This window comes from Ignatzschineria indica, assembly GCF_003121925.1.
Lineage (GTDB): Bacteria > Pseudomonadota > Gammaproteobacteria > Cardiobacteriales > Wohlfahrtiimonadaceae > Ignatzschineria > Ignatzschineria indica.
The window spans coordinates 12,898-25,755 of sequence record NZ_QEWR01000006.1 but is presented as its reverse complement, the minus strand read 5'-3'; the positions used below and the strand labels follow the sequence as shown (position 1 = coordinate 25,755).

Genomic DNA, 12,858 nt, shown 5'->3' with positions numbered 1-12,858 from the left:
AGCAACAGAGAGTGATTTCAAATTTGAAGCTCTCCATTAATCTATAGCTCTTTTTCTTGCTGATCGCCCTTTAGCGATCGGTTTTGAGAGTTTTGTTAATCTCTTATCTGTATCAACATTTCAACACTTTAGCGTTCTATCGATTAGCCACCGACAGCTGCAGAGGCAACTTGTGGGAAGAGTGGTGTCATGAGATAGAGTTTAATGACAATCGCATTGACGATATCGATAAAGAATGCCCCCACCATCGGTACTACTAAGAAGGCTTTTGTTGAAGGGCCAAAACGCTCTGTCACCGCTTGCATATTAGCAATAGCTGTAGGCGTTGCCCCAAGACCAAATCCACAGTGACCTGCTGCAAAAACAGCTCCATCTAAACCGCGACCCATTACATTGTAGGTGATGAAGATTGCATAAAGCGCCATGATAATCGCTTGTACCGCAAGGATAATGATCATTGGAATCGCAAGTGATTTAAGCTCCCACAATTTAAGACTCATCAATGCCATAGCAAGGAAGAGAGAGAGGCTGACGTTACCAACAATAGAGACGGAGCGCTCAAAGATAATCTGATCACTGATTAGTGAGAGAATGTTATTGATAATCACACCCACGAAGAGGACGCAAACGAAGGTAGGAAGTGCAAATTTCGTGCCGTTGAGTGCATCAGAGATGATCGTTCCTAAAGTGATTGAGATAAGAATCATGGTGATGGTCTCAATCAATGCATTTGAAGTGATACGACGACTTGCGCGTGGTTGTTCAAAGGCGGTGATATCATCAGAAGCTTCCTTATCTTGATCTTTCCCCATAATGGTTGTGTCAAGATTCATTTGGCGTTTACGAAGGAGCATGCGCGCTACAGGACCACCGACTAAGCCCCCTAAGACAAGGCCAAAGGTCGCACAGGCCATCGCAATCTCTGTTGCATTGGTAAAACCATAATCTTTGGAGAATACTTCGCCCCAAGCGGCTCCTGTTCCATGTCCACCTGCTAATGTTACAGAACCTGCAAGAAGCCCCATCAGTGGATCAATACCCAGTGCTTTTGCTAAACCGATACCAACACCACTTTGAATTAAGAGGAAGATGATTACGACAAAGAGGAAGATTAAGAGTGAAACACCGCCTGAAAGAAGGCTTTTGAAGTTTGCATTAAGACCGATTGTTGCAAAGAACATCAACATTAATGGCGTTTGTAATGCTGTATCGAACTTGATTTCAAAGTCGAAGACAGTTTTTAAGATTAAGATCGTAAATGCAATAATCAATCCACCAGCAACAGGGCTTGGAATTGTAAAACGATCGAGGAGGGGGATTTTTGCGACGACAACACGACCAAGAAGCAAGGTTAAACAAGCAATGACGATCGTAGCGTACACATCAAACGAAATCATGTTTGAGCTGATCATTAGGGGTAACTCCTATATCTAAAATAACGATTTTTCAATCAATTCTCCTTCTAGCAGAAGGCTTCCATCTCAATACCCTAATCGAAAAATATCTCTAAGAAGTATCTCTAAAAGGTATCTCTAAAGGTTATCTCAAAAATTTCTAGAGAGCATCCAAAGAGGATCTAAAGAGAATATCAATAGCGATATGAAGATACTTCTCCATTAGGGTTGGTAGTTCTAAAATATGCGTTTAGAGCATTGATAAGCACTAAAGCGCACGATGATCCTCGATAAGGACGGATCAAACAGTATGCCAATGAGGATACATTCTATAGTAAAGGGCAATCTGTTATAATTCAGTGATCTAAAACTTTGCAAAATTAACCTGAGGCAATCAGTGATGACAAAACGACTTTTACAATGGATTCTTCCCTTGAGTCTTCTTCTATCTCCAACAATAACTTTGGCAAATCAGAAGTTTATTGTCGATTATTTTCAGGATTTGGAGACGCTCGAGGCCAATTTCACACAAGAGATTATCACTAAAGATCGTGTTGATACAACTACCGGTGAATTGATCGTTGAGAAAAATAATCGGGCATTAACAGAAAAAGAGCAACAATTATCCTCGAAAAAGGATCAAAAAGCGCAAACATCATCCCCTAAATTTCTCTTCGATTACCAAAAGCCTTATCAACAAATTTTAATTAGTAATGGCAAAAAATTTTGGTTTTACGATGTCGATTTAATGCAGGTAATTATTAAGCCTCTCTCTGAAGTGCTCAATAATCCTGTCTTGCAGATCCTCTTGAGTTCTGATCCTTTGGATCAATATTTTGATATTAAGACAGTGAGAGATCGCCGAGAGTATCTCTTAACTCCTAAAATGGGGCATTCTGACTTAGAGGTGAAAGATATTCAGGTCATCTTTGCAAATCGTAAAATCTACTCCTTCAATGTGGAGGATGTTACGGGTCAAAAGATCTCTTTTGTGATGAAACGTGTTCAAGAAAATAGAGAGATCCCCGCTTCTCGCTTCGATTTCACAATTCCTGCTGATGTCGATGTGATCGATGAGACGAAGTAAGAGAGGCCTATTCAAGAGCGCACCAATGAATGTCATTAAGTGCCATGAAGTATCATGAAGCGTTATGAAATATCATAAAATGTAATGGGATGGAATAAGATAGATGAAAGATCTCTTTTCTGATTTAGCAGAGGAGACAAAGTTACAATTCTCCCCTTTAGCTGATTTAGCGCGGCCGCAAACTTTAGCGGAAGTCGTTGGGCAAGATGCGCTTTTAGGTGAGGGAAAGCCACTCTATGAAGCTTTCCGAAGTGGCGTTCCCCACTCGATGATCTTTTGGGGGCCACCTGGGGTCGGAAAGACAACGTTAGCCAATCTGATTGCGAAAGAGTTTGATGCAGCGTTTATCTCTCTTTCGGCTGTTTTCTCAGGCGTAAAGGAGATTCGAGAGGCGATTAAAGAGGCTGAAAGCTATCAACTTCAAGGTCGCAGAACGATACTCTTTATCGATGAGATCCATCGTTTTAATAAGAGTCAGCAGGATGCGCTACTCCCTTTTGTGGAATCGGGTCTTGTGACCTTTATTGGTGCAACCACAGAAAATCCCTCATTTGAGATTAACCAAGCATTATTATCGCGCGCTTCGGTCTATCTTCTCGCACCACTTGATGATGAAGCACAAAAGCGTTTAATTGAGCGTGCTTTAAACCGTTATTATCCCCAATATCAGCTTGATGAGGCGGCAACAGAGCGGTTAGTTGAGTATGCCGGCGGTGATGGCCGGCGGTTATTGAATCTTCTTCAGCAGCTACTTGTGGTGGCTAAAAATGATGAACTATATGAGATTGGCCGTCCTTTAGTTGATCGGATCTTATCGAATCAGCCGAAGCGTTTTGATAAAGGGGGCGACTATTTCTATGATCAGATCTCCGCGCTTCATAAATCGATACGAGGTTCTGATCCAGATGCTGCGCTCTATTGGTTCTCGTTGATGATGGAAGGTGGTGTCGATCCTCGTTACCTTGGAAGAAGAATATTGATGATCGCCTGGGAAGATGTGGGACTTGCAGATCCTAGAGGAATACAGATCGCCACAGATGCATTAACCACATATGAGCGATTAGGAAGTCCCGAAGGGGATCTCGCCTTAGCGCAAGCGGCGATCTATCTAGCCTGTGCGGCAAAATCGAATGCAGGTTATATGGCCTTTAAGAGAGCGCGACAATTTGTAGCGGCAGATCAGACGCGGCCAGTTCCGCTCCATCTTCGTAATGCCCCCACAAAATTGATGGCAGATCTCGGGCATGGACAACATTACCGTTATGCGCACGATGAGCCTAATGCATATGCTGCCGGGGAGCGCTATTTCCCTGAAGGCATGGATGAGATGAAATGGTATCAACCAACAGACCGAGGATTAGAGCGGCAAATTGGTGAGAAGCTCAAGTTTTTAGATCAATTAGATGAAGCGGCTAGGAAAGGGGAATAACTATCTATTTTTATAACTAATCACCTTTAACTGAAAGAAGTGTAGATATGAATTTGATTATTCAGAAGATGGATCAGCTTATTGATGCGGGACTTGATAATTTACAAGAAGATATTGATATAGAATGTAAGTTAGCATTAGGAAAGGATGGGAAGGGGCGAGTTCCTAATTCATTGTGGGAAACTTATAGTGCATTTGCTAATACTAATGGTGGAATTATTATTCTTGGGGTAAAAGAGTTGCCTTCTGGTTTGTTTGATATTCAAGGGATAGATAATATTCATCAAGCACGATCTGATTTTTTTAACACAATTAATAATGGCTCAAAAGTTAATAAAAATATATTGTCAGATAAATATGTCCGGGAGGTGGAGATTGAGGGTAAGCGGTTGCTCTTTATTGCAGTTCCAAGAGCCTCAAGGAAACAACAACCCATCTATTTAAATAATAATCCACTTAATAATACATATATAAGACAAAATGAAGGTGATTATAGACTAGACGATGAGTCTGTAAAAAGAATGTTGGCAGAACAGGCTGATATTCGAGATGATCAGATTTTAGTACACTATGGGATTGATGACATAGCAATGGAGTCATTGAAGTCCTATCGACAGCGTTATAGTAACTTAAAGCCCCATGCAGAATTGAATGATTTAGGTAATCTTGAGTTTTTACGGCGCATTGGTGCATATGGGATTAATCGTGAAACAGGAGAGGAGGGGTTAACAAGAGCAGGTTTACTAATGTTTGGAATGCATCATGTGATTAGTGAGGTCTTTCCTAACTATATGATTGATTATCAAGAATGGCCTCGCACGCAAACAGAAACTCGTTGGATAGATAGAGTTGTTCCAGATGGTTCATGGAGTGGGAATCTTTATGATTTTTATAGAAAAGTTTACTCTAAGCTTGTTCAGGATTTAAAAATACCATTTGCATTAAAAGATGGTATTCGGCAAGAAGATACGCCGATTCATATTGCTTTGAGGGAGGCGTTGGTTAACTCTATTGTTCATGCTGACTATAGCGATCGTGCTTCTGTTTTAATTGTAAAACGACCTGATATGTTTGTTTTCCGTAATCCAGGATTGATGAGAGTTCCTCTGAAAGTTGCTCTACAAGGAGGTGAGTCAGATTGCCGTAATCGAAAACTGCATCAAATGTTTCGATTAATTAATGTTGGAGAGCAAGCAGGGTCTGGTGTTCCTAAAATATTATCTGGTTGGCAATCTCAACATTGGCTTCCTCCTTACTTGTTTGAAAAAAGGGAGCCTAATAATCAAACCCTATTAGAATTAACAATGGTAGATCTGTTTCCTCAAGATACAATGCAGCAGTTAACGATTCAGTTTGGTGAGAAATTCACATTATTAAATGAAGAAGAGAGGGTTGCTTTAGCGATCGCCAAGATTGAAGGTGTTGTCACACACACACGTTTACAATCAATTAGTACAAATCATTCTGTTGATATTTCCCGTAATTTGCAACATCTGGTAAAAGAGGGTTTTTTGAATAGTACTGGGGGGAGAGGTGCTGTTTATACTTTAAGTGGAATAGAAGTTTTAAAGCCAGAAGATGTTTTTAGTAATGTCGCTATTTCTAGCTCTGTAATTAGCGATAACAGCTCTGTAATTAATGGTGATAGCTCTGTAATTAGCGATAGCAGCTCTGTAATTAATGGTGATAGCTCTGTAATTAGTAGATCGGAAATTTTAGAGCCCTGTTTTCAGTCGAGAGATTCATATGGTAGGTTTTGTAGTGACAAATTAGAATTACCCATTATTGATGATGTTGAGAAGTTAACCACGGAATATAAGAAGCAGTTATATGAAATAGCAGAAGAGGCTAGAAGTAAGCAGCGTTTAGCAAGAGAAACTATGGAAAACTTGATATTGCAGCTTTGTGAAGATCAGTTTGTTACCTTAGTATCGCTTGGTAAACTTTTAAAACGAAAGCCAGAGTCATTACGACGAAGCTATTTAACTAAACTGATAAAAAATCAGCAATTATGTTTGGCTTTTCCGGCAACACCCACCCATGAAAAACAAGCTTATAGATCTAATTCAAGAAGCTCTTCTTAAGGATCATTCATTAAGTATATTTTATTGAGTTAACTAGTAGACTGAAAAATAATGTAGAAATGAGTGTGGAAAGGGATATCGCGCAATAAAAAAGCGATCTCTATTTAAAGGATCGCTTTTAAAGAATTATATAAATCAATATTAAATCAATATAAATCAAAAATCATATCTAAATTATTAGAAGTAATGAAAAAATGGCTTAATTTGCATTCTTAAATGAGATTGATCGCTCTTTCTAATCGTGCAAGCGTTCGCTCTTTACCGACTAAATAGAGTGTCTCATCAAGGTTGGGGGAGTTTGTACGCCCAACGATTGCGGTACGAAGAGGCATGCCCACTTTCCCCATTCCCACTTCAAGATTTTTCGTAACTGTTTTAACTGCCGCATCAAGCTCTGCGGGTTCCCATTCTGTGATATCACCTAAAACACGAACTAACTCTTCAAGTACCGGTTTTGATACTTCCGTGAGTTGTTTCGCTTTTGCAGCTTCATCGATTTCGACCTCATCGATAAAGAGATATTTGATCATTTCCGCAAGTTCAACAAGTGTTTCTGCGCGTTTAACATGCGCTTCAACTGCTTTTGTGAGGAAGTTATCAAATTCTGGAGAGATTTCTGTCTGGATGCCAATTTTCTCTAAGAATGGTTTTAGTAATTGCCCTAATTCTGCTGGGTTTTTCTCAATCATATAGTGTTGATTGAGCCAGAGAAGTTTTGAGGTATTAAACGCACTTGCTGATTTAGAGACATTTTTTAGATCAAAATATTGAACCATCTCTTCGAAGGTAAAGATCTCTTGATCACCGTGAGACCAACCGAGACGAACGAGGTAGTTGATCACCGCTTCTGGGAGAAAACCTCGCTCATAATACTCCATTACACCTACGGCACCGTGACGTTTAGAGAGTTTTTGACCATCATCTCCTAAAATCATTGCTAAATGAGCAAAGTGAGGAACGGGCTTGCCTAATGCTTTGAAGATATTGACCTGACGATAGGTATTGTTGATATGGTCATCACCACGGATAACATGGGTGATCTCCATATCGACATCATCAACAACAACGCAGAAGTTGTAGGTGGGTGAACCATCGCTACGAGCGATAATAAGATCATCTAACTCACTATTTTGAACGCTCAAGTTTCCATGAACGAGATCAGTAAAGCTAGTTACGCCGACTTGTGGATTTTTAAAACGAACCACAGGCTTAATACCTTCTGGGATTTCAGGAAGTGTCTTGCCCGGCTCAGGGCGCCACGTACCATCGTAACGCGGTTTTTCTTTCTTCGCTTCCGCTTTTGCACGCATCTGTGCTAATTCTTCTGGAGTACAGTAGCAGTAGTAGGCATGACCTTTCTCGAGTAATTCAGCAACAACCTCTTTATAACGGTCAAAGCGTTTAGTCTGATAGTAAGGACCTTCATCATATTGAAAGCCTAACCATTCTAAACTCTCCATAATTGCCGCGACTGCCTCAGGTGTTGAGCGCTCAAGATCGGTATCTTCGATACGCAAAACGGTTGTACCTTTGTTGTGAAGGGCAAAGAGATGAGAAAAGAGCGCAGTTCTAGCGCCACCGATATGGAGATAGCCCGTTGGAGATGGGGCGAAGCGAGTTTTAACCATAATAATAGATCACATTATCCAGTTTAAAAGGTGAATTAAATAGTCAATATCTTCTGTCATGTACTCGTTCGATTATCGAAATCGGGGGACAAAAGAGATTGAGAGATAAGATAAAGAGTGCCATTTTATCGATCTAATCGTAGTGATTTTATCGATAAAGGCGCTCTTATAATGGGGGTAATTATAGCACTCTTACTCAATTAAAGAGCAGATAAATCATTCTTGAGAGGGGCTTTAAGCTTCTGAATCCTCATGTTTTGTAACCTCAAAAGCGCCCTCTTCCGCTACTAATTTTGCGGCTCTTTTCTTTTCAATACGTTTACCAATATAGAGGCCTAATTCAAAGAGAAGCAGTGCTGCAGTTGCAAAGATGATCATTGAGAAGGGATCGGGAGGCGTTGCAATAGCAGAAACGGTGAAAACACCCACAATAATGTAGGGACGTTTTTTTACAAGACTCTCCGTTTTAATAATCTGTAAAGAGATGAGAATAATGAGAACAATGGGGATCTCAAAGACAATTCCGAAGAAGAAGAAGAGGCGTAAAACTGTTGAGAGATACTTGCCGATATCTGTTGCCATTTCAACGCCTGATGGCGCAGACCCTGAGAGAAATTTAAACATAATGGGCATAACGGCGTAGTAGGCAAATGCCATCCCTGTATAGAAGAGAATAACGCTTGAGAAAATGATAGGAAACGCCACTCGCTTTTCATGTTGATAGAGTCCCGGTGCGACAAATCCCCAAACTTGATAGAGCACCCAGGGGATGGCAATAAAGAAGGAGACCCAAAGCGTTAATTTAATGGGGACAATAAAGGGTGCGATCACATCAGTTGCGATCATTTTTCCCCCTTCTGGTAAGACATTGAGAAGAGGTGTTGCGACAAAGTTATAGATATCATCACGGAAGTAGATGAGAGCTAAGAAGATAATTAAGACCCCGGCGCCGGCACGAATAAGGCGATCACGAAGCTCAATAAGGTGATGAATAAAGGATTGTTCTTTAGCGGTAGAATTTGTCATAGTCGGGATATCTATCGAGTTATAAACGAAGGTTAAAATGCAAAGATTAAGATGCAAAGAGGAACTCTTGGATCAGACGCGTTCCTGTAATTCCTAGTAATAGAATGACCGCTGTCAGCAGAATAAACTTCGCTGCAGGGCGACCACGTAAACCATAGTAGTGATGCGCCCATAAAATAGCACCATAGAGAATCCATGCAAGCCCGGTTAAGACCGTTTTATGAATGAAGTGGGGCGAAAACCATTGATCAAAGAATGCAAAACTTGTTACAAGGCTGACTGTTAGGAGAATAAAGCCGATGGTGAGCATTCTAAAGAGAAGCAGCTCCATACGTAAAATGGGAGGGAATTTCTGGGTGATTGAGCGCCGATTTTTTAATGCACGATCTCGGAGATAGAGCAGTAAAGCTTGCACAGATGCAAGTAGTAGAATTGCATAGGCGATAATAGAGGTTAAGATATGAAGACTTAACCAAGGCGAGGGAGTACTAAAACCGACATCTTGATGATCAAATAGGGTTAAAAGTTGTGTTGCGCCGGCAAAGAGCATAATAGCAATAGCGGTATTGAGGTGCCGTTTAAGGTAAGGAATAATGAGAAGTACCATAATGATAGAAGCTAAGGAGAGTGCTTCAATAGCGCTAATAACCTCAAGATCTCCAATCGATAATTGATAACTTAAGGAGATCGCATGTAAGCCGAGTGCCGAGAAGATCGTGATATAACTGAGGGGCAACCACCATTTTTGTCCCTTCTTGAAAAGATGCGCAAGAAGAAATAACGCTGACAAAAGATAGAGTCCAATATTGAGTGATACTAATGTCATAATCTTAAGATTCTTACCTTTTTATATCTAAGGGGGAACTTTAAAGAAGTCCCTATATCAAGTAAACTATACAGTGATTTTACTAGAAAATTGATAAGAATTATAAATAAAAGCTAAAAAGGGTTTTTATGTTTGAAAATTTAAGTGGTCGTTTAAGACAAACAATGCGTTCCCTTAGAGGGCAGGCGAGATTAACAGAGAGTAATATCCAAGATGCTCTGCGTGAAGTCCGTATGGCGCTTTTAGAGGCGGACGTTGCGTTGCCTGTGGTTCGTGAGTTTATTAACCAAGTGAAAGAGCGTGCTGTTGGTCGTGAAGTGATCGAGAGTTTAAACCCTGGGCAAGTTTTTGTGAAAGTGGTTCATGAAGAGCTCATCAATATTATGGGCGAGAGTAATGAAACCTTAAACCTGCAGACACAGCCACCGGCAGTAATCCTTATGGCAGGTCTTCAAGGGGCGGGTAAGACCACAAGTGTTGGTAAGTTAGCGCGTTATCTCAAAGAGCGTGAGCGTAAAAAGGTAGCTGTTGTAAGTGCGGACGTCTATCGACCGGCTGCTATTGAGCAGCTACGAAAAGTAGCAGGTCAAGTGGGTGCAGAGTTTATCCCTTCAACGGGAGATGAAAAGCCACAAGAGATTGCGCGCCGTGCATTAGAGAGCGCAAAACTGATGAATGCGGATGTCTTAATTGTCGATACTGCAGGTCGACTCCATATTGATGAGACGCTCATGACCGAGATCCAAGAGATCCATCAAGTGCTCAATCCTATCGAGACACTCTTTGTGGTCGATAGTATGACAGGGCAAGATGCGGCAAATACGGCAAAAGCCTTTAATGATGCGCTCCCTTTAACGGGTGTTGTTTTGACAAAGATCGATGGTGATGCGCGTGGTGGTGCGGCTCTTTCGATTCGTCATATCACTCAAAAACCGATTAAGTTTTTAGGGGTTGGTGAAAAACTTGAAGCATTAGAGCCTTTCCATCCCGATCGTCTAGCATCTCGTATTTTAGATATGGGAGATGTGCTCTCTTTAGTTGAAGAGATGGAAGCTAAGGTTGACCGGGAAGAGGCGGAGCGGATCACGAAGAAATTTAAGAAAGGGGAAGGCCTCGATCTTAATGACTTCAAAGCACAGATGGAGCAGATGCTCAATATGGGTGGGATCAATACGCTACTGACCAAATTGCCGGGAATGGGTGATATTGCAGAGAAAGCTAAAGGGAAAGTGGACGATAAGATCTTCGTGCAGAAGATTGCCATTATTAATTCCATGACGCCGGCAGAGAGAGCCGATCATAAATTGATTAAAGCGCCACGCCGTAAACGGATCGCTGATGGTGCAGGTGTCAATATTCAAGAAGTCCATAAACTTTTAAAAGAGTTTGATCAGATGCAACGGATGATGAAGCAATTTAAAGGGGGCGGTGTTAGAAAGATGATGCGCTCACTCAAAGGTAAATTGCCACGCCGCTAATATGTTATCGGTATTATGTTATTGGTATCATGGGTTGATGCCCGATGATGGATAGAATCAAAATTGACAAGAGAACCCTTATTGCTCGGCAGTAAGGGTTTTTGCCAAATAGGGAGAGAAGAGATGAGTAGAGAGTCGATCAATCATATTCCACCGCTAGATCGGGGCGCTTTAGAAGGTCATTATCAAAGTGGGAGTGGTCGTGATAGTAATAGTGATGGGATTAATTCAGCGCATTTAGCAGCAGCATTAGCGAATGCCCTCAACAATGCAACTGTTGAGGCACGGAGAAAGAGACGTTGGACCATCTTTTTCCGATTGCTCTTTGGCTTTCTCTTTCTCCTAATGGTATTACTCTTTTTTGCCGGAAGATCGATCGAAAGCGGAGCGATTAAGGTTGATTCAGAGGGGCGTGTTCTCGATCGTTATAGTGCGGTAATCGATCTAAAGGGGATTATTGCTGAAAATAGTGATGCAAGCGCTGCAAGATTGATATCAGCTCTAGGGAAAGCTTATCAAGATCCTAAAGCTGTCGGAATTATATTGCGAATCAATTCAGGGGGAGGATCTCCGGTACAGAGCGGTTATGTCTATGATGAGATTAATCGTCTTCGTGCGCTCTATCCCCATAAGAAGCTTTTTGCCGTGATTGAAGATATTGGCGCTTCGGGAGCTTACTATATTGCGGCTGCTGCAGATAAGATCTATGCGGATAAAGCGAGTTTAGTGGGATCGATCGGGGTGACTGCGGCGAGTTTTGGTTTTGTCGAGCTGATGGATAAGATCGGTATTGAGCGTAGGCTCTATACATCAGGTGAATATAAAGCTTTTCTCGATCCCTTTTCACCCCAAAATCCTGTTGAGACGGAATTGTGGAAAGGCGTGCTCGATGGTGTCCATCAACAATTTATTACTGCAGTGAAAGAGGGGCGCGGTTCTCGATTAAAAGATGCTGATAATCCGCTACTCTATAGTGGTCTTGTTTGGAATGGGGAGCAGGCGCTCTCTCTTGGATTGATCGATGGTTTAGGTTCAGCAGCTTCAGTGGCTAGAGAGTGGCAAGCGCCGGCATTGATCGATTTTACAGAGAAAGAGGATCCATTGAGTAAGATGATGCGAGAGTTAGGATTAGGGGTGATTTCGACTATTAAGGCACTCTTGCCACAGCCGGGACTCTATTAAAACTTTCTCTTTCATGCTCTCTCTTAATAGGAGATGATCGATCGATTTATGATTGATCGACTTGTCTGAAAGAATTCTCTCGTGAGTCGCCAATAAAAGAAGCGCTATCGAACGGTAGAGTTAATGATCATTAAAGATGATGACTCTGCCATTCAAATAGCGCTTTTTATGATGATGTTTCTTCTCTTTTGAGCGATTGATTACTCTTAAAAAGGGGGCTTACGCTCCAATCTGCACTTCGTAACTAATGATCCTGATCTTCTAACTGATGATCGTAATCATTGTCGATTAAGACTGCTTGCATCAAGAGACTTGCTGTTGCCGTATTGCAAGCGATCGGAATATTGTAGAGCGTTGAGAGACGAATCAATGCTTTAACATCAACATCATGGGGCATTGGCGTTAAGGCATCTGTAAAGAAGATCAACATATCGAGTTTATCAGTACAGATCATCGATCCTAATTGTTGGTCGCCCCCGAGAGGACCGCTCTTCAATCTTGTTAAAGAGAGATCGGGATAAGCCTCTAAAATATGGGATCCGGTAGTTCCTGTTGCGTAGAGATTATGTTGTCTAAAGTAGGGGAGATAATCTCCGATCCAATCTACCAAGAGCTTTTTCTTTGCATCGTGGGCGACTAAGCCGATAGAGAGAGGTTTCATATTTAATATCCTTCTAGGTGGTAAAAGCGGGACTAAAGCTTATTACTGATAATAGATCCTCTA

The 12,858-nt window shown here is 41.4% G+C and carries 10 protein-coding genes; 5 read left to right on the top strand and 5 right to left on the bottom strand.

All coding sequences use genetic code 11. The annotated features are described in order from the left end of the window. Positions 1-143 precede the first annotated feature (143 nt). Positions 144-1,397 (bottom strand): sodium/glutamate symporter, encoded by a 1,254-nt coding sequence (gene gltS, locus DC082_RS09345; RefSeq protein ID WP_109236799.1) that lies wholly within the window; start codon positions 1,395-1,397, stop codon positions 144-146. Positions 1,398-1,794: 397 nt separating this feature from the next. Between gltS and lolA the strand changes: the two genes are divergently transcribed. The 3 genes from lolA to DC082_RS09330 all read left to right on the top strand — a co-directional run bounded on the left by lolA (position 1,795) and on the right by DC082_RS09330 (position 5,994). Further along, positions 1,795-2,481: an outer membrane lipoprotein periplasmic chaperone LolA gene (gene lolA, locus DC082_RS09340; RefSeq protein ID WP_109236752.1), complete on the top strand. Its 687-nt coding sequence runs from the start codon at positions 1,795-1,797 to the stop codon at positions 2,479-2,481. Positions 2,482-2,584: 103 nt separating this feature from the next. Beyond that, the gene (locus DC082_RS09335) at positions 2,585-3,910 is read left to right on the top strand and encodes a replication-associated recombination protein A (protein WP_109236751.1); all 1,326 of its coding nucleotides are present in this window, start codon (positions 2,585-2,587) and stop codon (positions 3,908-3,910) included. Between the two features lie 47 nt (positions 3,911-3,957). Next, the gene (locus tag DC082_RS09330; protein ID WP_109236750.1) at positions 3,958-5,994 is read left to right on the top strand and encodes an RNA-binding domain-containing protein; all 2,037 of its coding nucleotides are present in this window, start codon (positions 3,958-3,960) and stop codon (positions 5,992-5,994) included. 212 nt (positions 5,995-6,206) lie between these two features. On the opposite strand, the gene gltX is transcribed toward DC082_RS09330, so the two are convergent. The 3 genes from gltX to DC082_RS09315 form a co-directional block, all read right to left on the bottom strand. Next, on the bottom strand, positions 6,207-7,625 hold the full coding sequence (gene gltX / locus DC082_RS09325; RefSeq protein WP_109236749.1) for a glutamate--tRNA ligase: 1,419 nt from the start codon (positions 7,623-7,625) through the stop codon (positions 6,207-6,209). Positions 7,626-7,856: 231 nt separating this feature from the next. After that, entirely contained in the window at positions 7,857-8,648 is a 792-nt protein-coding gene (gene tatC / locus DC082_RS09320; protein WP_109236748.1) for a twin-arginine translocase subunit TatC, read from the bottom strand. A 46-nt stretch (positions 8,649-8,694) separates the two neighbouring features. Further along, on the bottom strand, positions 8,695-9,474 hold the full coding sequence (locus DC082_RS09315; protein WP_109236747.1) for a cytochrome C assembly family protein: 780 nt from the start codon (positions 9,472-9,474) through the stop codon (positions 8,695-8,697). Between the two features lie 128 nt (positions 9,475-9,602). On the opposite strand from DC082_RS09315, the gene ffh reads away from it, so the two are divergent. Further along, complete coding sequence (gene ffh / locus DC082_RS09310) at positions 9,603-10,952, top strand: signal recognition particle protein (RefSeq protein WP_109236746.1); 1,350 nt, start codon at positions 9,603-9,605, stop codon at positions 10,950-10,952. A gap of 123 nt (positions 10,953-11,075) precedes the next feature. Beyond that, on the top strand, positions 11,076-12,134 hold the full coding sequence (locus DC082_RS09305; RefSeq protein ID WP_109236745.1) for a S49 family peptidase: 1,059 nt from the start codon (positions 11,076-11,078) through the stop codon (positions 12,132-12,134). Between the two features lie 244 nt (positions 12,135-12,378). Here the strand turns inward: DC082_RS09305 and DC082_RS09300 are convergent, their stop codons facing one another. Next, entirely contained in the window at positions 12,379-12,795 is a 417-nt protein-coding gene (locus tag DC082_RS09300; RefSeq protein WP_109236744.1) for a methylglyoxal synthase, read from the bottom strand. Positions 12,796-12,858 lie beyond the last annotated feature (63 nt).

Coding starts and splice junctions, on each gene's coding strand:
- DC082_RS09335 (WP_109236751.1), top strand. CDS start 2,585: ATGAAAGATCTCTTTTCTGATTTAGCAGAGGAGACAAAGTTACAATTC.
- DC082_RS09300 (WP_109236744.1), bottom strand. CDS start 12,795: ATGAAACCTCTCTCTATCGGCTTAGTCGCCCACGATGCAAAGAAAAAG.
- lolA (WP_109236752.1), top strand. CDS start 1,795: ATGACAAAACGACTTTTACAATGGATTCTTCCCTTGAGTCTTCTTCTA.
- DC082_RS09305 (WP_109236745.1), top strand. CDS start 11,076: ATGAGTAGAGAGTCGATCAATCATATTCCACCGCTAGATCGGGGCGCT.
- ffh (WP_109236746.1), top strand. CDS start 9,603: ATGTTTGAAAATTTAAGTGGTCGTTTAAGACAAACAATGCGTTCCCTT.
- gltS (WP_109236799.1), bottom strand. CDS start 1,397: ATGATTTCGTTTGATGTGTACGCTACGATCGTCATTGCTTGTTTAACC.
- tatC (WP_109236748.1), bottom strand. CDS start 8,648: ATGACAAATTCTACCGCTAAAGAACAATCCTTTATTCATCACCTTATT.
- DC082_RS09330 (WP_109236750.1), top strand. CDS start 3,958: ATGAATTTGATTATTCAGAAGATGGATCAGCTTATTGATGCGGGACTT.
- DC082_RS09315 (WP_109236747.1), bottom strand. CDS start 9,474: ATGACATTAGTATCACTCAATATTGGACTCTATCTTTTGTCAGCGTTA.